The sequence below is a fragment of the Terrabacter sp. GCM10028922 genome (assembly GCF_042666095.1).
Lineage (GTDB): Bacteria > Actinomycetota > Actinomycetes > Actinomycetales > Dermatophilaceae > Terrabacter.
Window position 1 is genome coordinate 406,109 of the sequence record NZ_JBHTFG010000032.1, and the last position, 22,023, is coordinate 428,131.

At 69.1% G+C, this 22,023-nt stretch carries 19 protein-coding genes and 2 tRNA genes; 14 read left to right on the top strand and 7 right to left on the bottom strand.

The features are described from left to right. Nucleotides 1–108: 108 nt before the first annotated feature. On the bottom strand, nucleotides 109–1,620 hold the full coding sequence (locus tag ACFQU3_RS22255) for an LCP family protein (RefSeq protein ID WP_385913881.1): 1,512 nt from the start codon (nucleotides 1,618–1,620) through the stop codon (nucleotides 109–111). A gap of 190 nt (nucleotides 1,621–1,810) precedes the next feature. On the opposite strand from ACFQU3_RS22255, the gene ACFQU3_RS22260 reads away from it, so the two are divergent. Next, nucleotides 1,811–1,900: transfer RNA gene (locus tag ACFQU3_RS22260), tRNA-Ser, on the top strand. Between the two features lie 334 nt (nucleotides 1,901–2,234). On the opposite strand, the gene ACFQU3_RS22265 is transcribed toward ACFQU3_RS22260, so the two are convergent. Further along, entirely contained in the window at nucleotides 2,235–2,741 is a 507-nt protein-coding gene (locus ACFQU3_RS22265; protein WP_385913882.1) for a DUF6328 family protein, read from the bottom strand. 184 nt (nucleotides 2,742–2,925) lie between these two features. Then, entirely contained in the window at nucleotides 2,926–4,785 is a 1,860-nt protein-coding gene (locus tag ACFQU3_RS22270; protein ID WP_385913884.1) for a phosphoenolpyruvate carboxykinase (GTP), read from the bottom strand. Nucleotides 4,786–5,257: 472 nt separating this feature from the next. Between ACFQU3_RS22270 and ACFQU3_RS22275 the strand changes: the two genes are divergently transcribed. Next, nucleotides 5,258–5,330: transfer RNA gene (locus ACFQU3_RS22275), tRNA-Arg, on the top strand. Nucleotides 5,331–5,512: 182 nt separating this feature from the next. Here ACFQU3_RS22275 and ACFQU3_RS22280 read toward each other — a convergent pair. After that, nucleotides 5,513–5,920, bottom strand: coding sequence for a RidA family protein (locus tag ACFQU3_RS22280; protein WP_385913886.1), 408 nt, complete (start codon nucleotides 5,918–5,920; stop codon nucleotides 5,513–5,515). Between the two features lie 141 nt (nucleotides 5,921–6,061). Between ACFQU3_RS22280 and ACFQU3_RS22285 the strand changes: the two genes are divergently transcribed. Next, nucleotides 6,062–6,442, top strand: a complete 381-nt coding sequence (locus ACFQU3_RS22285; protein WP_385913888.1) for a winged helix-turn-helix transcriptional regulator — start codon at nucleotides 6,062–6,064, stop codon at nucleotides 6,440–6,442. Nucleotides 6,443–6,503: 61 nt separating this feature from the next. Here the strand turns inward: ACFQU3_RS22285 and ACFQU3_RS22290 are convergent, their stop codons facing one another. Next, nucleotides 6,504–6,797, bottom strand: coding sequence for a hypothetical protein (locus tag ACFQU3_RS22290; RefSeq protein ID WP_385913890.1), 294 nt, complete (start codon nucleotides 6,795–6,797; stop codon nucleotides 6,504–6,506). 596 nt (nucleotides 6,798–7,393) lie between these two features. After that, nucleotides 7,394–7,750, bottom strand: a complete 357-nt coding sequence (locus ACFQU3_RS22295) for a hypothetical protein (protein ID WP_385913892.1) — start codon at nucleotides 7,748–7,750, stop codon at nucleotides 7,394–7,396. Nucleotides 7,751–8,101: 351 nt separating this feature from the next. Here ACFQU3_RS22295 and ACFQU3_RS22300 point away from each other — a divergent pair, with 351 nt between their 5' ends. Continuing rightward, on the top strand, nucleotides 8,102–9,586 hold the full coding sequence (locus tag ACFQU3_RS22300; protein ID WP_385913894.1) for an FAD-dependent monooxygenase: 1,485 nt from the start codon (nucleotides 8,102–8,104) through the stop codon (nucleotides 9,584–9,586). A 17-nt stretch (nucleotides 9,587–9,603) separates the two neighbouring features. Here the strand turns inward: ACFQU3_RS22300 and ACFQU3_RS22305 are convergent, their stop codons facing one another. Beyond that, complete coding sequence (locus ACFQU3_RS22305; RefSeq protein WP_385913896.1) at nucleotides 9,604–10,047, bottom strand: MarR family winged helix-turn-helix transcriptional regulator; 444 nt, start codon at nucleotides 10,045–10,047, stop codon at nucleotides 9,604–9,606. A 79-nt stretch (nucleotides 10,048–10,126) separates the two neighbouring features. Between ACFQU3_RS22305 and ACFQU3_RS22310 the strand changes: the two genes are divergently transcribed. The 10 genes from ACFQU3_RS22310 (at nucleotide 10,127) to ACFQU3_RS22355 (ending at nucleotide 21,968) form a co-directional block, all read left to right on the top strand. Beyond that, nucleotides 10,127–10,753 (top strand): DsbA family protein, encoded by a 627-nt coding sequence (locus ACFQU3_RS22310; RefSeq protein ID WP_385913898.1) that lies wholly within the window; start codon nucleotides 10,127–10,129, stop codon nucleotides 10,751–10,753. Nucleotides 10,754–10,813: 60 nt separating this feature from the next. Then, nucleotides 10,814–11,497, top strand: a complete 684-nt coding sequence (locus tag ACFQU3_RS22315) for a maleylpyruvate isomerase family mycothiol-dependent enzyme (RefSeq protein WP_385913900.1) — start codon at nucleotides 10,814–10,816, stop codon at nucleotides 11,495–11,497. 121 nt (nucleotides 11,498–11,618) lie between these two features. Next, nucleotides 11,619–13,262, top strand: a complete 1,644-nt coding sequence (locus ACFQU3_RS22320; RefSeq protein ID WP_385913902.1) for an AMP-binding protein — start codon at nucleotides 11,619–11,621, stop codon at nucleotides 13,260–13,262. A gap of 240 nt (nucleotides 13,263–13,502) precedes the next feature. After that, entirely contained in the window at nucleotides 13,503–15,101 is a 1,599-nt protein-coding gene (locus ACFQU3_RS22325) for a hypothetical protein (RefSeq protein ID WP_385913904.1), read from the top strand. Between the two features lie 84 nt (nucleotides 15,102–15,185). Next, nucleotides 15,186–16,946 (top strand): arginine--tRNA ligase, encoded by a 1,761-nt coding sequence (gene argS, locus ACFQU3_RS22330; RefSeq protein WP_385913906.1) that lies wholly within the window; start codon nucleotides 15,186–15,188, stop codon nucleotides 16,944–16,946. A gap of 137 nt (nucleotides 16,947–17,083) precedes the next feature. Further along, a complete protein-coding gene (locus ACFQU3_RS22335) occupies nucleotides 17,084–17,827 on the top strand; it encodes a DUF4328 domain-containing protein (RefSeq protein ID WP_385913908.1) in 744 nt (247 codons plus the stop codon). Nucleotides 17,828–17,938: 111 nt separating this feature from the next. After that, nucleotides 17,939–19,180 carry an alpha/beta fold hydrolase gene (locus ACFQU3_RS22340; protein WP_385913910.1) on the top strand — a complete coding sequence of 414 codons (1,242 nt, stop codon included), beginning with the start codon at nucleotides 17,939–17,941 and terminating at the stop codon, nucleotides 19,178–19,180. A 61-nt stretch (nucleotides 19,181–19,241) separates the two neighbouring features. After that, a complete protein-coding gene (locus ACFQU3_RS22345) occupies nucleotides 19,242–20,480 on the top strand; it encodes an NAD(P)/FAD-dependent oxidoreductase (protein WP_385913912.1) in 1,239 nt (412 codons plus the stop codon). Between the two features lie 72 nt (nucleotides 20,481–20,552). Further along, nucleotides 20,553–21,113 (top strand): OsmC family protein, encoded by a 561-nt coding sequence (locus ACFQU3_RS22350; RefSeq protein WP_385913914.1) that lies wholly within the window; start codon nucleotides 20,553–20,555, stop codon nucleotides 21,111–21,113. 144 nt (nucleotides 21,114–21,257) lie between these two features. After that, nucleotides 21,258–21,968, top strand: coding sequence for a flavodoxin family protein (locus ACFQU3_RS22355; RefSeq protein WP_385913916.1), 711 nt, complete (start codon nucleotides 21,258–21,260; stop codon nucleotides 21,966–21,968). Nucleotides 21,969–22,023 lie beyond the last annotated feature (55 nt).

Below are 22,023 nucleotides of genomic sequence, written 5' to 3' on the forward strand. Positions count from 1 at the left end.
GATCAACCGCAACGAGCGACACCACCCAGTCGTTTGTGACAAAGCCCCCGGCCGGCGGCCGGGGGCTTTGTTGTGTCCAGGCCGGCCTGGGGCCGAGCGCTGCTCTTCTCAGCACTCCTCGTAGGAGTCGGTGGTCGAGCTGGTCGTCTTGGTCGGCTTCGACGTGGAGGTCGACGGCTGGGGCGTGGCCTTCGGCGGCGCGATGCCCTTCTGGACGAGCTTGCGGACCAGGTTGTAGTCCGGGTCGTTCGAGTAGACCTCTTGCTTCGCCGTCAGCGCGACGCTGGTGATCTTCGACCTCTGCACGCGCTCGACCAGCTCGACGAAGGCGGGGAGGTTCTGCACCGGGATGTCGGTGTAGATGTTCTCCTTGAGGATGCTCGCGACCTCGGGATACTTCCTGACCATCTGAGCTGGGTTGACCTGCTGGACGATCGCCTGGACGACGCAGCGCTGACGCATCTGGCGGAAGGTGTCGCTGTCGGCGGCCCGGGTGCGGGCGTACCAGAGCGAGTGGTAGCCGTCGAGGTGCTGGCGACCGGGCTCGAAGTAGCCCTTGACGCCGACGACACGGTCACCGACGTGCTCACCACCGATGGTCAGCTTCGTGCCGTAGCCGCTGAGCTTGACGTTGATGTCGAGTCCGCCCATGGCGTCGATGAGCCGCGAGAAGCCCTTGAGGTCGATGACCACGGTCTGGTCGACATCGAGCCCGGTGATCTCCTGCACGGCGCCGCGCAGCTCGACGCGGCCGGGGGCGTCGCCGGCGGGATAGGCGCCGGGGTGGGCCTTGGCGTAGTTCTCGGCGTCGACGTAGAGGTTGGTCAGCATGCACTGCCCCGGCCCCTGGTCGCAGGCGCTGTCGGGGGAACCGAACTCGCCCGAGGGATAGATGGCGCGCAGCGGGCTCTCTGGCCCGAGCGGCGCCTTGAGCAGGTTGCGCGGCAACGAGATGAGTGCCGTGCGGCCGGACTTCGTGTCGATGCTCGCGAGGATCATCGAGTCGGTGCGGGTGCCGATGCGGTCGGCGCCGGCGTCCGAGCCGAGGAGCAGGATGTTGACGCGGTCCTGGTCGGCCCAGGGGTCCTCGCCCTCGGCGACCTGTGCGCCCGAGCCGGGGTTGACCGGCGTGTTGCCGAAGACCTGGGAGACGGTGCTCTGCGTGATCGAGGCGTACTCGGCGAACTTGAACGACGACGCTGCGACCAGGAACACCATCAGCGTGGTGAACGCGGCGAGCAGGCGGGTACGGGTGCGGTCGAGGCGGGTCGGGCGGGACTGCACGGCCGTGAGGATGATCGAGCCGCACCAGAGGATGCCGCCGACGATGAAGAGACCGGCGAGGACCATGAGCAGGTGGGGGCGGGCGACGAGCGAGAGGGCTGCAGCGGTCAGGCCGCTGCGCAGGACGTAGTAGGTGCCGACGCCGAGGCCGACGACGGCGAGGACCAGCAGGGCCCAACCGATCTTGCGGCTACGTGTCTGGGTCAGGCCCGCTCCGGGTATGACGGTGCCCAGAGCGGTGAGCCCGACGGCGCGACGGAAGCCTGTGCGAAGGTCGCGTCGCAGCGCCTCGCGGGTCGGGGGCGCAGCCGGACCTCGCGGGTGGGGTGGCGTCATGGAGTCCTCTCTCATCGGCCCGTGCGCACGAGCCGACAGCACATTGTGCCCTGTCTATCTGTTAGATACCGCATCCGCCTGAGAGCGGGCACCACAGCAGGCGACCCCGGTTTGGGTCGGGCCGGTCGGTGCCGGTAGCCTGTGCTCGCCCGTGCATCCGACGCCGCCCCGGTGGCCTCGTCGCGGGCACGGAGGCGTCGCATAGTGGCCTAGTGCGCCCGCCTGCTAAGCGGGTTGAGGATAAAACCTCTCGCGGGTTCAAATCCCGCCGCCTCCGCCAGCACAAGACAGAAGGACCCCGACACGCTTTTCCGTCGGGGTCCTTCTGTCTTGTGCTGATGGAACACGTGGGATTTGGGAGGGCTTCTGGAGGCTCCGAGGAGCGAGGAGCCTCCAGAAGCCCGGCGTCCCGCCGCCGACCGGTGCAAACTGCCCACTCGACCGGCGCAAACTGCCCACTCCACGGGTGGTGCGACTCAGGGGCGGATGGAAACTGCCCACTCGACTTGGTGGTGCGACTCAGGGGCGGTGCAAACTGCCCACTCGACGGGGTGGTGCGGCTCCGGGGCGGATGCAAACTGCCCACTCGACGGGGTGGGTGGTCGGCAGGCGCGTCAGGGGGTGGACGTGTGGGACTCGCGTCGCTGCCGGGCCCGGCCCTTCTGCGAGAGCGGCACCCCGAGCCACAGCGCGATCCCGAGCACCAGCAGCACGGCGCCGACCCCGAACGCCACCGTGTGCGACATGAGCACGTCGAGGATGAGGACGACGCCACCGATGATGCCGATCCCGAGGGTGAAAAGGCCGACGCTCATGAGGCGGTCGGTGTACTTCACGATGAAGTCCTTGAGCCCGTCGCGGAACAGGGTGCGGTGCAGGGCGACCGGCGCCGTGAAGACGATCACGCTGACGGCGGCGGCCATGAGCGTCCACACGTAGATGTTGCGCTGCAGGTCGGTGAGCGTCGTGAACCGCTGCTGGAAAGGGAGGCTCAGCAGGAAGGCGAAGAGGATCTGGACGCCGGCCTGGGCGATGCGCAGCTCCTGGAGCTGCTCGCCGAAGTTGCGGTCGAGTCGCTCGGCTTCGGACTCGTGGCGGGTGTACGGGTGTGAGTCGCTCATGGGCAACATGTACCCCACCGTCGGGTGCCCACGACAGGACCGGGGTCAGGCGGCGCGCTGACCGAGCCGGACGGCATACGCCCTCGGTATGACGGAGGGCCCGGCACCGTGGGGTGCCGGGCCCTGCATCACGTCGTCCACTGCCCACCGGCGAGCAGGCGGTGGACCGTCCTCTCAGTGTTCGTCAGTGCTCGCTGATGCGGGCCTTGAGGGCGTCGAGCTCGGCCCACAACTCGGCGGGGAGCTGGTCGCCGAACTTGTCGAACCACTCCTGGATGAGGGGCAGCTCCTTCTCCCAGTCGGAGGCGTTGACGGCGATGGCCTTGGCGACCTGCTCGGGCGTCATGTCGAGGCCGTCGATGTCGATGGAGCCCCCGGTCGGCACGAACCCGATCGGGGTCTCCACGGCGTCGGCCTCGCCGTCGAGGCGCTCGATGACCCACTTGAGGACGCGGCTGTTCTCGCCGAACCCGGGCCACAGGAAGGAGCCGTCCTCCTCGTCGCGACGGAACCAGTTGACGCCGAAGATCCGGGGGAGCTTGGACGCGTCCGCGCTCTTGCCGATCTCGAGCCAGTGGTTCATGTAGTCGCCGGCGTGGTAGCCGATGAACGGCAGCATCGCCATCGGGTCGCGGCGCACGACGCCGACGGCGCCGGTCGCGGCGGCCGTGGTCTCGGAGGAGAGCGTGGCGCCGATGAAGGTGCCGTGGGTCCAGTCGCGCGACTCGTACACGAGCGGCACGGTCGTCTTGCGGCGGCCGCCGAAGAGGATCGCGTCGATCGGGACGCCGTCAGGGTTGTCGTACTCCGGCGCGATCATCGGGCACTGCGAAGCGGGGGTGCAGAAGCGGCTGTTCGGGTGGCTCGAGAGCACGCCGTTCTTGCCGTCCTCGGGCGTCCAGTCGTTGCCGTGCCAGTCGGTCAGGTGGGCCGGCGGCTCGTCGGTCATGCCCTCCCACCACACGTCGCCGTCGTCGGTCAGTGCGACGTTGGTGAAGACCGAGTTGCCCTTCTCGATGGTGGCCATGGCGTTGGGGTTGGTCGACGCGCCGGTGCCGGGGGCGACACCGAAGAGCCCGAACTCGGGGTTGACGGCGTAGAGGCGCCCGTCGTCACCGAAACGCATCCAGGCGATGTCGTCGCCGACCATCTCGGCCTTCCAGCCGGGGACGGTGGGCGTGATCATCGCGAGGTTCGTCTTGCCGCAGGCGGAGGGGAACGCGGCCGCGATGTAGTGGACGGAGCCCTTCGGCGAGGTGAGCTTGAGGATGAGCATGTGCTCGGCCATCCAGCCCTCGTCGCGCGCGATGGCGCTCGCGATGCGCAGCGAGTAGCACTTCTTGCCGAGGAGGGCGTTGCCGCCGTAACCGGAGCCGTAGCTCCAGATGGTGCGCTCCTCGGGGAAGTGGACGATGTACTTCGTGTCGGAGCACGGCCACGCGACGTCGGCCTGGCCCTCGGCGAGCGGGGCGCCGACGGAGTGGAGCGCCGGGACGTATGCCGCGTCCGTCTCCTCGATCTTCCGCAGCACCTTGTCGCCGCAGCGAGCCATGACGAGCATCGAGACGACGACGTAGGCGGAGTCGGTGATCTCGACACCGAACATCGGCACCGTGGCGTCGAGGTGACCCATCACGAACGGGATGACGTACATGGTGCGGCCCTGCATGCTGCCGCGGTACAGCTCGGTCATCCGAGCCTTCATCTGGTCGGGCGCCATCCAGTTGTTGGTGGGGCCCGCGTCCTTCTCGTCGACGGAGCAGATGTAGGTCCGGTCCTCGACGCGGGCGACGTCGCTCGGGTCGCTGGCGCAGTAGAACGAGTTCGGCTTCTTGCTCTCGTTGAGGCGGACGAACGTGCCGGACTCGACGAGCTTGTCGGTCAGCTCGGTCCACTCCTCGGCGGAGCCGGTGATCCAGCGGATGTCACGGGGCTGCGTCAGCTCGGCGACCTCCGCGACCCAGGCCGCGAGGCCTGCGTGCGTCGTGGGGGTCTGCTGTTTCTCGTGGGTCTTCTCGGGTGTGGTGGTCAACTCGGGGCCCATCCCTTCGCGCGCGGTGCCGCCCGGCACCACGTCGTGCCGGTGTGAAGCTGCTCGGCAGGCGGCTCCGCGGTCGCCGTGATGGGGCGTCCGACAGGTGTCCACATGCTGAACAGATGACGTGATGATTTCAAGGTACGCGTCGTCCGTGGTGCCACAGACCGCCTGCGGGGGTGCGAGTGGTGAAACGGCTCACAACGAGGTCCGGTGCGCAAGAATTTCATGGCGCCTTTGTCGGTTTCTTGCAGGATTTTCAGCGAGGCCCGTTCCGCGCGCCGGCCGGGGAGGCTTCGCCTGACGGCATACGCTGAGCCCCGCAAGGGCGTGAGTGGTCGTGGCGGCGGGGCAGTCAAGCAGTCCGAAAGCGAACCGAGGCGGGGGCCGACGGCGCTCGCTGTGACCGATTTCGTGGAAGCCGACCTGAGGCGCTAAGGTAACTCTTCGTTCGACCACGACGAATGTTGCGGCGGAACATGCACCCGTAGCTCAACGGATAGAGCATCTGACTACGGATCAGAAGGTTTGGGGTTCGAATCCCTACGGGTGCGCTCTGTGTTGAGACAGAAGGAAGCGGCCTGACCAGCGGAGACGCGGGTCGGGCCGCTTCGTTTTGCGCCCCGAGCGTCCGCCGCCGACCTCGGAGACGACGGCATGCTCGACTGAAGCACGCTGGTGGCCACTGAGCGCCGGAGTTGGCCGTGCCGGCGTTCAGTGGCGAGCGAGCACCTGTTCAGTCGAGGACCGCGGTGGCTTCGATCTCGACGAGATGGTCGGGGGCGTCGAGGGCGGCGACGCCTATCAGCGTGGTTGGCGGGGCCGGGGTGACGCCCAGCTTCGCGGCTGCGCGGGAGATCCCTTCCAGGAGCGGGGGCATCTTGTCGGGGGTCCAGTCGACGACGTAGAAGGTCAGCTTCGCCACGTCGTCGAAGGAGGCGTCGACCTCGGCCAGGGCGGTCGCGATGTTGAGGTAGCTCTGCTCGACCTGAGCGGCGAGGTCGCCTTTCCCGATCGTGACTCCCTCGGCGTCCCAGGCGACTTGCCCGGCGATGAAGACCAGCCTCGACCCGGAGGCGATCGACACCTGCCGGTAGACGTCGATCTTGGGCAGTCCGCTGGGGTTGGCAAAGGTGATGGCCATGCTCTCTGTCTCCTCTTCCTGAGCGCCTGTGGACTAGCGTCCGCGCCGACCAAGACGCTCACTCTCTTGTGGTTACTGAGGAACTGTAAGAGAGTGGACGCTCACCTGGAAGAACGCACTTTTCAGTGACTGGAGAACCGTATGGTGACCAAGCAGTTCACAGGCTCACCCGAGGACGCAGACCTGGCGCGTTCGGGCTCCTTGGCGCGGGAGATCTTCTCCGACGTCGCCAACAAGTGGGCGTTCCTCATCGTCGAGGGTCTCGGGGAGCGCACCCTACGGTTCAGCGAGCTGCGCAACGAGATCGAGGGCATCAGCCACAAGATGCTCACCCAGAACCTGCGCATGTTGGAGCGCAACGGCCTGGTCGAGCGCACCGTCTACCCAACCGTCCCACCGCGGGTCGAGTACTCCCTCACCGAGCCAGGTCAAGCCCTGCGCGCAACGGTCGACGGCATGTGCGGCTGGACCCATCAGTACTTCGGTCACATCGAAGCCGCCCGCCGCCGCTTCGACGCCTGACGACTGGCGCACGCGCGGCCTCGTGACCCCCAGCGCCCGCCGACACCCTGCAAGCCTCGACTCAGTGGTCCGTGCCCCAGAACCGTTTCCGCATCCAACTTCGCGAAGCGTCGTACTGCTCTTTCACGGCGGCCGGCGTCCTGGCCTCGACGCCGAGCACGCCGCCCACCTCGGCCCAGCTGTGTCCGGCGGCGAGAGCCTCGCGAATCGCCTCGCCGAGGGCCTTCTCCACGGCAACGGATGCCCGGCAGCACTCCCGCACGTTTGCAAGCGGGTTCGGAGCCGTCGCCATACGCAGCCGCAGGTGCTCACCCGAACCCCTGAACCGCAGGGTCGCTGTGCGTGTCCCGATCATCTCGATCCTCCATCCATGCGGGCACCCACCCTCAATCATGCGCGCCGGTTACTGGTCTGACGATCCTGCGCCCGGGTCTGGTCGGCGAAACTGATGTCCACGCTCACGTGACCGGGCCACCCGGCGGTTCTTGTAGAGGTCGGCACGGCGAGAGATGCTTGGCGCGGATACGGAAGGTCGCTGGCGATGAGCGCGATGACCGCAGATGAGGCGGAGCTTGATGAGCTGCCCGGCGTGTGCTGGTGCTGCGGCGGGGAGCACCCAGCCGTCGCGTTGCTCCACCTGGGCAATCACCCGGAGGTGACCGTCTGCCTGCGGTGTGGGGAATTCCTGGCTCGTCGAGCGCAAGAGCGGCGGGACGAGATGAGTCCTTCCCTCGCGGCGCGTGCTCGAGGTGTCATGCGCGGTGGTCGCCGCACAGTGATGAGTCACGGCTGGCACGAGCGGCCGCTCGTCGGGCCCGTGCTTCGCTGGCTCGACCGCTACGTGCCATAGACACCGGCCCGTCTGTGTTGGGACAGAGGGAAAGGCCCTGACCCGCGCAGACGCAGGTCAGGGCCCTTCTCACACGCCACCGATATGACGGCCGGACAGACCTAGGCGCACTCGGTGAAGTAGAGGCCCACGTTCGTGATGCCGTGACAGCTCGGGCCGTTGAACTGTGCCAGCTCAGGGATCTCGTCATCGCGGCCGACAACGTAGGTCTGGAAGTCGACCTTCCCGTCTCCGTCGAAGTCGATCCCGATGAGGCCGTGGAACCCCTCGCCGGTGTCGGGGTCTACGAGGCCTTGGGCGATCCGCGTGGCCAGGCCCGGGGTCGTCCACTCGATGCCATCCGGTCCGAGGAGGATTTGGATCCCAGCCTCCACCTGCTTGCTCGCGTTCACACATTCCGTTGCGAGAGACGGCCCTGCAGCCAAGACGATCGCCGACGCGGCCGCGAGGCCGGCCATGCCAAATCGAGTGGTGCCCTTCATGGGGGTTCCTTCCTGCGCTTTGGGGCAGCACGGGGTTGCCGCCCCGTCTCTCAGAGTCGACCTGTGGAGGGGGCTGCGCAGCCGATTGGCCGAACGTCGAGCTCGTCACCCGGTCAGACCCAGACAATCCACACCTCACCCGGACGTCTTCGTGGTGAGCGCGGGGGTTCGGCCGTCTCCGTGGCTCTCGTCGCCGTCGGGAACAGCAAAGGCAAGGAGCCTGAAGCCCCTTGCCACTTCCAAGGTATAGCGGAGAGGGGGGCTTGCGGCAAGACACCTGTCGTGGCCCAGACTTCTCGGTCGTGCCGAGGAAAGCGGGGGTTTGACATGAACGACGTGACGATCATCGGAGGCGGGCCGACTGGCCTGATGTTGGCGGGAGAGCTGGCGTTGGCGGGAGTGAATGTCGAGATCCTGGAGCGGCGTTCGACTCCGGAGCTGGTGGGCACTCGTGCGCGCGGGTTCCACGCGAGGACCATCGAGATCTTCGACCAGCGCGGTATCGCCGACCGGTTCCTCGGCGAGGGACGGACCGCTCAGGTGCTGAGCTTCGCCAACACCGCGCTCGAGGTCGCCAGCCTCCCCTCGCGTCATCCGTACACGCTGGGGCTCTCGCAGAGCCACGTCGAGCGGATCCTGCGCAGCTGGATCGAGGAGCTGGAGGTGCCGATTCATCACGGGCTCGACGTCACCGGCTTCGCCCAGGACGACGCTGGCGTCGACGTCCACCTCGCTGACGGCGCCCTGCTGCGGACGGCATACCTCGTCGGGGCCGATGGTGGCCGCAGTGTCGTCCGCAGGGCAGCCGGCATCGAGTTCGTCGGCGCGGAGGCGACCCGGAGCCACCTGATCGCCGAGGTGGAGGTGACCGACGAGCCGCCCACCGGCATCCGACATGACGACGTCGGGATCCATGGGATCAACCTCATGGACGACGGGCGGACGGTAGGAGTCGTCGTGACCGAGCGACAGGTCGGCCCCCCGACCGAGCCCACGCTCGCGGACCTCAGCGAAGCACTGACGGCCGTGTACGGCAGGGACTTCGGGATCCACGATCCCTTGTGGATCTCGAGGTTCACCGATGCCACCCGGCAGGCAGCCGACTACCGCCGTGGGCGGGTGCTGCTCGCCGGAGACGCCGCCCACACCCATCCACCCACCGGCGGCCAGGGGATCGGCCTTGGCGTACAGGATGCCGTCAACCTCGGCTGGAAGCTCGCCCAGGTCGTTCAGGGCGTCTCGCCCGCGACGCTGCTGGACAGCTACCACGAGGAGCGGCACCCCGCCGCGGCTCGCGTCCTGAAAAACGTGATGACGCAGGCCTTCCTCCAGCGAGCCGACGCGCGAACCGAGGCGATTCGCGACACGTTCGCCGAGATGCTGAGCTTCGAGGGACCACGCACTCGGCTCGCAGGGCTGCTGTCCGGGCTCGACGTGGTCTACGACCTCGGTGAGGGACACCCGTTGCTGGGACGCCGCATGCCCGACCTCGACCTGACCACACCCGACGGCCCGCAGCGGGTCTTCGAGCTGCTTCACGGTGGCCGACCGGTCCTGCTCAACCTCGGCGAGCCCGGAAGCATCGACATCACCCCGTGGGCAGGCCGTGTCCAGCAGGTCGACGCCGACCACACCGGGACGTGGGTACTGCCCGTCATCGGAACCGTCAGTGCTCCGACCGCCGTGTTGATCCGGCCCGATGGTCATGTCGCGTGGGTGGGCAACGAAACGCAGGCAGGGCTCAGCGAAGCCTTGACGACGTGGTTCGGCTCACCCGCCCCACGTGGACGCCGTCCAGTCGACCCGACCTGACGGGAAGCACGAGGCGGTCAGGCGTCGTCGCGATAGGGGTCGGTGATCTCGCGCAGCAGGGTCAGCGTCTCGCGCAGCTCGCGCATCCGGCGGGTGCCGACGTGGGCCTCCCACTCGCTCTCGACCTGCATCTCCTCGGCACGCGCTATCGGCAGGAGCGACTCGCCCCTGGCGGTGAAGCGCACGAGACGGGCGCGCCCGTCGCTCGGGTCGGGCACTCGCTCGACGTAGCCGGCGGCCTCGAGTCGGTCCACGAGCGCGGTCGCCGTCTGCTTGCTCACCTGGGCCTGCTCGGCGAGCTCGGTCAGGCGGGTGCCGTTCGGTCCGATGCGGGCCGCGATGCGGCCCTGGGCGACCGTCACGTCGTGGACGCCGGCGCGCCGCATCGCCTCGATGACGCGGCTCTCCACGTCGCGCGCAGCGATGAACAGGAGCACCCCGACGGAGAGCTGGGTCGCCATGTCACCTCTTGAAGTAGTCCTATGTTCGAACTATATTGGTCAGATCATCGAACTAGATGATAGCGAGAGGAGTCCTCCCATGAGCGCTCGACCGGCCGTCGTCGACTTCTGGTTCGACCCCGTCTGCCCCTACTCGTGGACGGCATCGCGCTGGCTCGGCGAGGTCGCGGCTCGCGTGCCCCTCACGGTCCGCCACCACGTCATGAGCCTCTACCTGCTCAACGAGCACCGCACCGACGTCGCGCCCGAGTACCGCCGGAACGTGGAGGACTCCCGCGGGCCGTCCCGCGTGGCCATCGCACTCGCGGAACGCTGCGGCGGGGACGTGCTGGGCGGCTTCTACACCGCGTTCGGCGACGTCATCTTCGACATCTGGCGCCGTCCCACGAGCGGCGAGTACCACCTCGCGGTGCGTTCGGCTCTCGCATCCGTCGGTCTGCCCGCCGACCTGGAGGACGCCATGGAGAGCACCGAGCACGACGAGGCGTTGCGGCGCAGCCACGAAGCGGGCATCACCGCGGTGGGTGGTGAGGTCGGGACGCCGACCATCCACATCGACGGTGTCGCCTTCTACGGTCCCGTCCTCAACGCGATTCCGCGGGGCGACGACGCCGTGCGGGTGTTCGAGGGCGCGCGGCTGCTCGGTGGGTACCCCGAGTTCTTCGAGCTGAAGCGGACGCGCACGCGACCGCCTGTCTTCACCTGAGCCAGACCATGCGGCCACCCCGAGTGGACGCGAGAGAACCATGTGACAGAAGGGAACGACATGAGATCTGACGCCGAATCACCGGATCTCGACGTGATCTGGTCGGAGATCGACGACCAGCGCCTCCGCACGGCGGCGATGCTCGTCGCGCTCACGGACGACCAGTGGGAGCACCCCTCGCTCTGCGAGGGCTGGACGGTGCGGCACGTTGCCGCGCACCTCACCTTGCAGCGGCAGCACCTCGGCGACGTCCTGCATCTCCTGGTCGAGCACCCGCGCCTGCTGCGCAGCCTCGGACTGAACCGCATGATCCACGACTCGGCGGTGCTCCAGTCGGCACTGCCCACCGACGAGATCGTCGCGCGCATCCGGGCCGGGATCGGGTCGCGCCGCCACAACTCCTTCGTGACCCCCCGCGAGACCCTCACCGACAGCATCATCCACGCGCAGGACATCGCGGTCCCGCTCGGCGTCGAGCTCGAGATGCGGCCGGTGGCCGCGGTGATCGCTGCCGAGCGGAGCTGGGCGATCCGGAGCACGTGGCTCGGTCGGGTGAATCGGCATCTGCCCATCGACGGCTACCGCCTCGCGGCCACGGACGCGGACTGGTCGGTCGGCAGCGGCCCCGAGATCACCGGCCCGATCGGGGCCCTCCTGCTGCTCATCACCGGTCGTCTGGTCGCGCTCGACCGGCTCGAGGGGGACGGAGCAGCTCAGCTGAAGATGCAGACGCAGCCGGCCTGACGGCATACGCGCTCGGTGTCGCGACCAGGCCGGCGACGGGGAACATCTCTTGCGCCCGAAGGGGTGCGAGGGTTGGGTGTGTGTGTCAACGTCCATGCCGCACGCCGCGCGGAGGCACCCGATGACCGCCGCCCCGTCAGACCAGCTCGACCCGACGCTGTCGCACACGCGCGGTGAGACGGAGCCGGCACTCATCGAGCAGACGATCGGCGACAACTTCGATGCCACCGTCGAGCGCTTCGGCGACCGCGAGGCCCTCGTCGACGTGACGCAGGGCCGGCGCTGGACGTACACCGAGCTGCAGGGTGATGTCGACCGGCTCGCCCGCGCGCTCCTCGCCGTCGGGGTGAGGACCGGGGACCGCGTCGGCATCTGGGCGCCGAACTGCTCGGAGTGGACGCTCGTGCAGTACGCCACGGCGAAGCTCGGTGCGATCCTCGTCAACATCAACCCGGCCTACCGCGCCCATGAGCTGCAGTACGTCCTCGGCCAGGCCGGCGTGTCCACGCTCGTGGCCGCCGAGTCGTTCAAGACGAGCAGCTACCGGGCGATGATCGACGAGGTCCGCGGTGAGGTGGACGGTCTCGAGCGGGTCGTCTACGTCGGCACGCCGAGCTGGGACGAGCTCGTGGCCCGCGCCGACGACGTCACCGCCGACGAGCTGGCCCGCGTGCAGGCCGGCCTCAGCAACACCGACCCGGTCAACATCCAGAACACCTCGGGCACGACCGGCTTCCCCAAGGGTGCGACCCTCAGTCACCGCAACATCCTCAACAACGGCTACTTCGTCGGCGAGCTGTGCGACTACACGGAGGCCGACCGGGTCTGTATCCCCGTGCCCTTCTACCACTGCTTCGGCATGGTCATGGGCAACCTCGCGTGCACGTCGCACGGGGCCTGCATGGTCATCCCGGCGCCCGGCTTCGACCCCGCCGCGACGCTCCGGGCCGTGCAGGACGAGCGGTGCACGAGCCTCTACGGCGTGCCGACGATGTTCATCGCCGAGTGGAACCTGCCCGACTTCGCGTCGTACGACCTCTCGAGCGTGCGCACCGGCATCATGGCGGGCTCGCCGTGCCCTGCGGAGCTGATGAAGAAGCTCATCGCCGCCGGAATCGAGGAGATGACGATCTGCTACGGCATGACCGAGACGTCGCCGGTGTCGACGCAGAACCACACCGACGACACCTTCGAGCAGAAGGTCGCCACCGTGGGTCGGGTCGCCCCGCACCTCGAGATCAAGATCGCCGACCCCGTCACCGGTGAGACGTTGCCGCGCGGCCAGGCGGGCGAGTTCATGACGAAGGGCTACTCCGTGATGCTCGGCTACTGGGAGCAGCCCGACAAGACGGCCGAGGCCATCGTGGACGGCTGGATGCACACCGGCGACCTCGGCGTCATGCACGACGACGGCTACGTCGAGATCACCGGGCGCATCAAGGACATGGTCATCCGCGGCGGCGAGAACGTGTACCCGCGCGAGATCGAGGAGTTCCTCTACACGCACCCCGACATCCTCGACGCCCAGGTCATCGGCGTCCCCGACAAGAAGTACGGCGAGGAGCTGTGCGCCTGGATCCGGATGAAGGACGGCGCGCCCCCGCTGACCGCCGATTCGCTCCGCGAGTTCTGCACGGGCCGGCTCGCGCACTACAAGATCCCGCGCTACGTCGAGATCGTCGACGAGTTCCCGATGACCGTCACCGGCAAGGTCCGCAAGGTCGAGATGCGCGAGATGACGGCGAAGAAGCTCGGCCTGGCCTGAATCAGCCTACCGCACAAGGGGATTCGCAGGATCGACAGTGCGGGAGCTCTGGCCCGGCGCCGAGAAGGTATGCCGTGTGGCCGCGCCACGCGGCATACGTGCGTTCGCAGGACCGTCGGCGACGCGGTGGTGCAGTGAACACGGGGACAACGACGGCGTGCTGGGCGACGCCACCTACCCGCGCGCAGTAGGTTTCGAGTGAAGCGGTCGTGAGGACCGGTAGTCCGTTAGGGGAGTGGCATGTCCGACACAGGCAAGATGATTCTCTGGATCGCGGTGGCGGTCGTCGTCATCGCCGTGGTCATCTGGTTGTTCGTCTCAGCAGGCCGCCGTCGCGAGGTGGAGGCTCGACGCTTCGAGGCGGGCGAGCTGCGCGCCAAGGTCGAGGAGCGGCTCCCCCGGCTGCAGGACAGCGAGGACCGCGCGTCCGTGACCGCGGTGATGGCCGCCGATGCGCGCACCGAGGCCGAGCGGAAGGCAGCCGAGGCGAAGCGCCTCGAGGAGCAGGCCGAGGCGCACCGCGCCAGTGCGGCGGCGGCACGTGAGAAGCAGTCGGCCCTCGAGCGCGAGGCCGACCGGGTCGATCCGGACGTGCGCACGGACGCCGAGGGCTACCGACTCGACGAGCGCGGTGAACGGTTCGCCGGCCAGGAGCCGTCGCGGTCTGGTGCGGGCGCCGGTGCGGCTGGCGCTGCGGGCGCGGCGGCTGTGGGTGCCGCCGCGTTCACCCAGGACGACGAGGAGGACGACCTCGCCGATGCCGAGAACCCGTTCGCGCCCGCGGCGGAGACCGCCTCGTCCGTGACGGACGAAGGCACGGACCATGGGAGCGACGAGTCCTCCTACGCGTCCGAAGAGCCTGAGGTCACCGGGGGCGCGACGTCCTCGGAGTCCGCCTGGGCACCGAGCGAGGGTGCCGACGACTCGGACGCAGGTACGGACGAGGAGGGGGCAGACGCTGCCGGGGACGAGGCCGGAGATGTGCAGCGCGACGAGGGGTCTTTGGGTACAGGGGAGGAGACGGATCAGTCAGCCCGAGACGAGAGGGACACCGACGTGAGCGACAACCTTTCCAGCGCCCTCGATGCCGACGACGAGGACAACGGCGCGGCGGCCGTCGGTTCGGCCGGGGCCGGTTCGGCTGCGGGCGCCGACGAGGAGGCCGCGCAGGTGCGTGTGCCGGCGTTGGAGGACCGGGACGACGTGCTCGCCGACGGCGGCACTCCCGATGACGACCCCGGCGACCACCGTGGACAGGCGTGGGCCACGACACCCGGCATGCCAGGGCCTGGAGACAGCGACGAACCGGCCGACGAGGGCATCGACGTCGACATGGCTCCGCACTCGCACGAGAGCGACGAGACCGACGAGCCCGACGAGGCCGTCGGCTCGACGGCGCAGGCGCCTCGCCGTGAGGAGGCCGAGCCGGCCCCGGACGTTGCCGCGGCCGCCTACCCCGACACGGACGCCAGCACGGACACCAGCACCGACACCAGCACGGACACGAGCACCTCCGCCAGCACGGGCACGAGCACCGACGCCAGCACGGACACGAGCCCGGACACGAACGCCGACGAGACCGCGACCGCCGAGAACGCGAGCCCGTCCGCACGGCGCGTCTCGGCGTTCGACGAGGTCGTCGACGGCGGGTTCGGTCTCGGCTCGGCCGCGCCGATCGAGGACGGCGCGCAGCCGCTCGGCCACGTGGTCAAGGGCACACGTGGCGGCAAGACCTTCCTCGCTCCCGACGACGCCGGCTACGACGACCTCGAGCCCGACGTGTGGTTCTACAACGAGGACGCCGCCCGCCGGGCCGGCTTCCACCGCGAGGGGGACTGACCGGGGGACGCCACTGGCGGCATACGCCCGGGGTGGGCTGAAACTTGGCGCGGGCACCCTGCCGGCGCAAATAGACTTGCCGGCATGGTTTCCCCGCTCGTCGAGCTCACCCCCAAGGTCCAGTCCGCGATCGCCACCGCCCTCGGTGACGAGTTCCGCGAGGCGGACCCGGTGCTGCGCCCGTCGCAGTTCGCCGACGTGCAGGTCAACGCCGCGCTCGCCCTCGCCAAGAAGGTCGGCGCGGCGCCGCGCGACGTCGCAGCCAAGATCGTCGACGCACTCGATCTCGACGGCGTCTGCGACACGGTCGAGGTGAGCGGGCCGGGGTTCATCAACCTGACCTTCTCCGACGCCTGGCTCGCCGGGCTGCTCCAGGACGTCGAGGCCGACGAGCGCACCGGCGTCGCCCTCCAGCCGGCGCAGAACATCCCGATCGACTACTCGGCGCCCAACGTCGCCAAGGAGATGCACGTCGGCCACCTGCGCACGACCGTCGTCGGCGACTCGCTCGCCCGCACCCTCGAGCACCTCGGTCACAACGTCATCCGGCAGAACCACATCGGAGACTGGGGCACGAACTTCGGCATGCTCATCGAGCACATGCTCGAGGTCGGCGAGCAGTCCCAGGAGGCCGACCTGCTGGTGACCGACCCCAACGCCTTCTACCAGGCGGCGCGGGTCAAGTTCGACCGGTCCGAGAAGGCCGACCCGCCCGGCAGCGAGGGCGACTTCCACACCCGGGCCCGGACCCGCGTCGTCGCGCTCCAGGCCGGTGACGCCGAGACGCTCCGGCTGTGGAACAAGCTCGTCGACCTGTCGAAGATCTACTTCAACAAGGTCTACTCGACGCTCGGCATCACCCTCACCGACGACGACCTCGCCGGAGAGTCGAGCTACAACGACGTGCTCGCGGACATCTGCGCCGAGCTGGAGAGCAAGGGCATCGCCGAGGTCTCCGACGGCGCGCTCTGCGTGTTCCTCGACGGCTACACCGGCCGCGAGGGCAAGCCGGTGCCGCTCATCATCCGCAAGTCCGACGGCGGCTACAACTACGGCACGACCGACCTCGCGACGATCAAGCACCGGGTCGAGGACCTCAAGGCCGACCGCGTGCTCTACGTCATCGGGGCCCCGCAGGCGCTGCACCTCAACATGGTGTGGGAGACGGCGCGCAAGGCCGGATGGCTGCCCGCCGACGTCGCGACGGTGCACATCATGATCGGCAACGTGCTCGGCGAGGACCGCAAGATCCTCAAGACCCGCTCGGGCAAGCCGCTGCGGCTTATGGCCCTGCTCGACGAGGCCGTCGACAAGGCGCGGACGGTCATCGACGGCACGCGCCCCGACCTCGACGAGCAGACGCGGGCCACCATCGCCCGGCAGATCGGCATCGGCGCCGTGAAGTACGCCGACCTGTCCGTCGCGCACGACAGCGAGTACGTCTTCGACCTCGACCGGATGGTCGCGCTCACCGGCAACACCGGCCCGTACCTCCAGTACGTCGTCGCGCGCATCCGGTCGATCTTCCGGCAGGCCGGGCTCGACCCCGCCGCGCAGCACGCCGCCATCGTCCTCGGCGAGCCGCACGAGCGGGCTCTCGCCACGCACCTGCTCGGGTTCGGTGACGTCGTCGCGGAGGTCGGGGCCACGTACGAGCCGCACCGCCTCGCCGGCTACCTCTTCGAGCTCGCCCAGGCGTTCTCGGCCTTCTACGAGAACTGCCCGGTCCTCAAGGCCGAGCGTGACGAGGTCAAGGAGTCGCGCCTGACGCTCTGTGCGCTCGTCTTCCGGGTCATGACCACCGGTCTCGACTTGCTCGGACTGGAGTCGCCCGAGCAGATGTGACCCCAGCGCGAGTTGGCCGGCCGTGCTGACCGCCGGCCCACTCGCGTGTCCCTGCGTGTTTCGGCGGCGAATCGCGGCGGGGCGCCCGTCCGACGGTGTACGTTTCGGCCGCCGAACAACCGACAGGGGAGCACGACATGACGCACCAGCCCACGCCTGCGCAGGACCTTCCAGCGCCCTCCGGGGAGCCGGTCACCACGCACCGATCCGGCCTCACCTCCAACTTCAAGAACGTCACGGTGCGGCCATGGCGTCAGTCCACCGCCGTGCTTGCCGTCGTGGCGCAGGCGCTTTTCGCACTCGGCGGGGTCACGAACCTGTACCTCGCATGGTTGGACGTCCGGATCAAGGGCCTGCTGAGCGATCAGGACTACGAGGCCGTAATCCGTGAGTCGGAGACCGTCGACGGGCTGTATCTGCCGATTCTGGCTGTCGGCGCGGGGGCGGGCATCGTCTTCCTCGTGTGGTTCCACCGGGTCTGGACGTCCGACCGATCCGACCACGGCCTCTACACGCGTGGCACCGGTCTCGCCATCGGCGGCTGGTTCATCCCGCTCGCGAACTTCGTGCTCGGCCCGCTCGCCCTGCGTGACCTGCTCTGGGGCACCGAGCACGCGAGTCCCAAGGCGCAGCCGGGTCGACCCGTTGCGACGCCGCGCCTTGTCATTGCCTGGTGGGTCGTCGTCGGCCTGGGCGTGCTGTTCGCCATGCTCGGACGCGGCGCGGAGACCGGGCTCCAGCAACCGAAGTCCCTCGAGGCGCTCACGACCTCGCTGCAGGCGACGCTCACGTGGGACGCCGCCGGTGGCCTCGCCGCAGCGGTAGGCGCGCTCGTCGCCGTTCTCACGATCCGCCGGGTCATGGACTACACCCGACGCTGATCCGACGCTGATCCGACGCTGATCCGTCGCTCGGCCCGGACCTGTCGGGCTCGCGCCTCGAACGGATGTCGGAGTCCGGCGCGGGCCGGTGACTCTCTGCGACAATCGAACGTGCGGTTCACGTTCGGGGACATCGTCCTCGACACCGACAGGTTCCTGCTCGAACGCGGCGGCGACACCTTGCACGTCCAGCCGCAGGTGTTCGACGTCCTGAGCCACCTCGTGCTCAACCGGGAGCGCGTCGTGCCCAAGACCGAGCTGCTCGACACGGTGTGGGGCGACCGGTTCGTGAGCGAGTCGACGCTGACCAGTCGCATCAAGGTGGCGCGACAGGCGGTCGGCGACGACGGCATCCTGCAGACGGTCATCAAGACCGTGCACGGCCGCGGCTACCGCTGGGTGGCGGACGTGACGGTCGAGCCGGGCCCGGCGACGGCGACCCAGCCTGCGCCGACACCAGCCGCACGCCGCCTCGAGCAGCGCATCCGGTTCTGCACGACCCCGGACGGAGCCCGCCTCGCCTACGCGACGGTCGGCGACGGTCCGGCCCTCGTGCGCGCGGCTCACTGGGTGACCCACCTCGACTACGAGTGGGAGAGCCCCGTCTGGCGCCACTGGATGGAGGGGCTCTCGCGTCACCGGATGCTCGTGCGCTACGACGAACGCGGCTGCGGCCTGTCCGACGCCGATCCTGACGACGTGTCCTTCGAGGCGTTCGTGAGCGACCTCGAGACGGTCGTCGACGAGCTCGGCCTGGAGCGCTTCCCGCTCATGGGCCTGTCGCAGGGTGGCCCGGTCGCCATCGAGTATGCCGTCCGCCACCCCGAGCGGGTCACCCGACTCGTTCTCGTGGGCGCCTTCATGAAGGGCCGTCTCGCGCGGGCGCGCACCCCGGAGGAGCTCCGTGAGGCCGAGCTGCAGCGCGAGCTGATCCAGGTGGGCTGGGGAAGGGACGACCCGTCGTTCCGGCTCTACTTCTCGTCGACCTTCATGGCCGACGCACCCCCGCAGCTCTGGAGCGACTTCGCCGAGCTGATGCGGCGGACGACCTCGACGGAGAACGCGCTGCGTCTCAACGACGTGTCCATCGCGATGGACGTCACGGAGTCGGCGGCCCGGGTCAGCGTGCCGACGCTCATCGTGCACGGCCGGCACGACATGCGGATCCCGTTCAGCCAGGGCGTCGAGCTCGCCGCCCGGATCCGCGGGAGCCGGCTCGTGCCACTCGACACCCGCAACCACCTGCTGATGCCCGACGAACCCGCGTGGGGTCAGCTGCTCCACGAGCTGGACGAGTTCCTCGCCGACGACGAGTCCACGTCGAGTCCACGGGAAGTCCACGGCGTCTCCTAGGACGGCCTCGCCCCACACGCCACCGTGGTCCTCATCGCACATCCGATGAGGAGAACCACTGATGAGCACCGCATCCCACTCCGTCGCGCGTCGCGTCACTGCCGCGTCCGGCCACCGCCTCGAGCGAGTCCTGACGGCCGACGTCGTCGTCGTGGGTGCGCGCTGCGCCGGCGCGGGAACTGCCCTGCTGCTCGCCCGTGCCGGCCACGACGTCCTCCTTCTCGACCGTGCCACCTTCCCGAGCGACACCGTCTCGACGCACGTCATCGCCCGATCCGGCATGGTGCAGCTGCGCCGCTGGGGGCTGCTCGACGCCGTCGTCGCGAGCGGCGCCCCGCCGATCCGTCGGGTCGAGTTCAGCAGCGAGCTCGGGTTCCTGTCCCGCACCGTCAAGGACCGCTACGGCGTCGACTTCCTGCTGGCGCCGCGGCGCACCGTCCTCGACCCCATCCTGCAGGAGGCAGCCCTCGGCTCCGGCGCGCGCCTGCTGTCCGGGGTGGCGGTCGAGGACGTCGTGCGCGACGGGCGTGGCCGCGTCGTCGGCGTGCGGGCCCACGACGACGACGGACCGCTTGTCGTCCATGCGCGATACGTCGTCGGGGCAGACGGGTTGGGCTCGCGCATCGCGAGGTCGGTGCGTGCCCCGCTGACGGTCGAGCGCGCCCCCTCTGGAGCTGCGCAGTACGCGTACTACGCCGGCGACTGGACCGCCATCGAGCACCACCTCGGTGACGACGTGTTCGCCGGGGTGTTCCCCACCCACGACGGGCAGGCCTGCATCTGGGCGTGCACCCCGGAGAGCCTCGCCCGAGCGCACCGCAGGGCTGCCGCCTCACCGGAGGAGGCGTTCGCGCGAGTCCTCGCCGACGGCGTACCCGGACTTGCTACCCGGCTCGACCCCTCCGCGCGGCGTTCGCCCGTGCGCGGGATGCTGCGCATGCCGAACCATTTCCGTCGCGCTGCCGGGCCCGGCTGGGCCCTGGTCGGCGACGCGGGCTACCACCGGGACGCCATCACCGGTCACGGGATCAGCGACGCCTTCCGCGACGCGGAGCTGCTCGCCGCCGCCCTCGACGAGGCACTGTGCGACCCGGGCTGCGAGACCGACGCACTCACGGGCTACGAGCGCGACCGGGACCGGATGGCCGGCGACGTCTTCGACATCACGTGCGAGCTCGCCACGTTCCCCGAGCCGTCGCGCTTCGTCGAGCTGCAGAAGCGGCTCGCCGGCGCGATCGACGACCTCGCCGCCGAGCTCAGCGCGCGCAGCCTCCCTCGGGCCGTCACCGCCGCGGCCTGACCCAGACCTCCTCGAACCGAGGACCAGCCGGAAGCACCGGCAGCAACCACCACGAAGGAAAGAAGAGACGACATGACCACGGACACCGCACACCGCAACGGCGTCGACACGGCGACGCTGTTCGCGACGCTGGACGCCGTCAAGCAGATGCCCGCCGCCGCCCACTTCCAGTTCCGGGCGCACAACCAGTGGGTCGAGGGCACCCACAGCCGCGGCTCCATCTCCGACTTCTTCGGGGTCGGCGAGGAGCGTTCGCACGAGAGGGAGTTCGTCTTCGACGCGGATCACCCAGCCGTGCTCGTCGGCCGCGACAACGGGCCGACGCCCGTCGAGTTCGTGCTCCACGCCCTCGCCGCCTGCCTGACCGCCGGCATCGCGAACATCGCCTCGGCGCACAAGGTCACCCTCACCGAGGTCCGCTCGACGGTCACCGGCGACATCGACCTCAACGGCATCCTCGGACTCCAGGACGTCCGCAACGGCTACGAGCAGGTGAGCGTCAAGTTCGTCATCAAGGGCGACGCCCCGGAGGACGTGCTGCGCCAGATCGTCGAGCAGTCACGGCAGCGGTCGGCCGTCTACGACGTCATCACGAACGGCGTGCCCGTCGACATCGAGGTCGAGGTCGCCTGACGACGCTCGGTGCCCGGCCGCGCCGGACGGCATGTCGGCCGGGCTCCATGCGGCGTATGCCGTCCGGCGGCGTCACCGAACCGTCAGCACCTCGTCATGTGCGAAAGCGTTGTGACGAGGTCCGGCGGGGAGGACAGTCGGCTCATGACCGACTGGGACTTCAGTGACCTCAAGGCCACGTACGTCAACTGCACCCTCAAGAAGAGCCCCGAGCTGAGCCACACGCAAGGACTCGTCGACGCGAGCGCGGCGATCATGCGCGAGCAGGGCGTGCAGGTCGACGAGATCCGGTTCGTCGACCACGACGTGGCGACCGGCGTGTACCCCGACATGCGCGAGCACGGCTGGGAGACCGACGCCTGGCCCGAGCTGTACCCGGGCATCCTCGAGAGCGAGATCCTCGTCGTCGCCGGACCCATCTGGCTCGGGGACAACTCGAGCATCACGAAGCGGTTGATCGAACGCATCTACGCGCTCTCCGGGATGCTCAACGACCAGGGCCAGTACCTCTTCTACGGCCGCGTGGCCGGGTGTCTCATCACGGGCAACGAGGACGGCATCAAGCACTGCGCCCAGAACGTCCTGTACTCCCTGCAGCACGTCGGCTACACGATCCCGCCGAACGCCGACGCCGGGTGGATCGGCGAGGCCGGGCCCGGACCGTCGTACCTCGACCCCGGCAGCGGGGGGCCCGACAACGACTTCACGAACCGCAACACCACGTTCATGACCTGGAATCTCATGCACCTGGCGCGGATGCTCAAGGACGCGGGCGGAGTGCCGGCGTACGGCAACCAGCGCTCGCGGTGGAACGAGGGTGAGCACTTCGGCTGGCACAACCCCGAGTACCGCTGACGCCCGAGCGCCGTCGGGACCGGACGTCCCGCCCCCTCGCCCGTCGCGGCCGGTA

Bases quoted from the DNA above. Each gene is read 5' to 3' on its own strand.
- ACFQU3_RS22255 (WP_385913881.1), bottom strand. From the start codon at position 1,620: ATGACGCCACCCCACCCGCGAGGTCCGGCTGCGCCCCCGACCCGCGAG.
- ACFQU3_RS22265 (WP_385913882.1), bottom strand. From the start codon at position 2,741: ATGAGCGACTCACACCCGTACACCCGCCACGAGTCCGAAGCCGAGCGA.
- ACFQU3_RS22270 (WP_385913884.1), bottom strand. From the start codon at position 4,785: ATGGGCCCCGAGTTGACCACCACACCCGAGAAGACCCACGAGAAACAG.
- ACFQU3_RS22280 (WP_385913886.1), bottom strand. From the start codon at position 5,920: ATGGCCATCACCTTTGCCAACCCCAGCGGACTGCCCAAGATCGACGTC.
- ACFQU3_RS22285 (WP_385913888.1), top strand. From the start codon at position 6,062: ATGGTGACCAAGCAGTTCACAGGCTCACCCGAGGACGCAGACCTGGCG.
- ACFQU3_RS22290 (WP_385913890.1), bottom strand. From the start codon at position 6,797: ATGATCGGGACACGCACAGCGACCCTGCGGTTCAGGGGTTCGGGTGAG.
- ACFQU3_RS22295 (WP_385913892.1), bottom strand. From the start codon at position 7,750: ATGGCCGGCCTCGCGGCCGCGTCGGCGATCGTCTTGGCTGCAGGGCCG.
- ACFQU3_RS22300 (WP_385913894.1), top strand. From the start codon at position 8,102: ATGAACGACGTGACGATCATCGGAGGCGGGCCGACTGGCCTGATGTTG.
- ACFQU3_RS22305 (WP_385913896.1), bottom strand. From the start codon at position 10,047: ATGGCGACCCAGCTCTCCGTCGGGGTGCTCCTGTTCATCGCTGCGCGC.
- ACFQU3_RS22310 (WP_385913898.1), top strand. From the start codon at position 10,127: ATGAGCGCTCGACCGGCCGTCGTCGACTTCTGGTTCGACCCCGTCTGC.
- ACFQU3_RS22315 (WP_385913900.1), top strand. From the start codon at position 10,814: ATGAGATCTGACGCCGAATCACCGGATCTCGACGTGATCTGGTCGGAG.
- ACFQU3_RS22320 (WP_385913902.1), top strand. From the start codon at position 11,619: ATGACCGCCGCCCCGTCAGACCAGCTCGACCCGACGCTGTCGCACACG.
- ACFQU3_RS22325 (WP_385913904.1), top strand. From the start codon at position 13,503: ATGTCCGACACAGGCAAGATGATTCTCTGGATCGCGGTGGCGGTCGTC.
- argS (WP_385913906.1), top strand. From the start codon at position 15,186: ATGGTTTCCCCGCTCGTCGAGCTCACCCCCAAGGTCCAGTCCGCGATC.
- ACFQU3_RS22335 (WP_385913908.1), top strand. From the start codon at position 17,084: ATGACGCACCAGCCCACGCCTGCGCAGGACCTTCCAGCGCCCTCCGGG.
- ACFQU3_RS22345 (WP_385913912.1), top strand. From the start codon at position 19,242: ATGAGCACCGCATCCCACTCCGTCGCGCGTCGCGTCACTGCCGCGTCC.
- ACFQU3_RS22350 (WP_385913914.1), top strand. From the start codon at position 20,553: ATGACCACGGACACCGCACACCGCAACGGCGTCGACACGGCGACGCTG.
- ACFQU3_RS22355 (WP_385913916.1), top strand. From the start codon at position 21,258: ATGACCGACTGGGACTTCAGTGACCTCAAGGCCACGTACGTCAACTGC.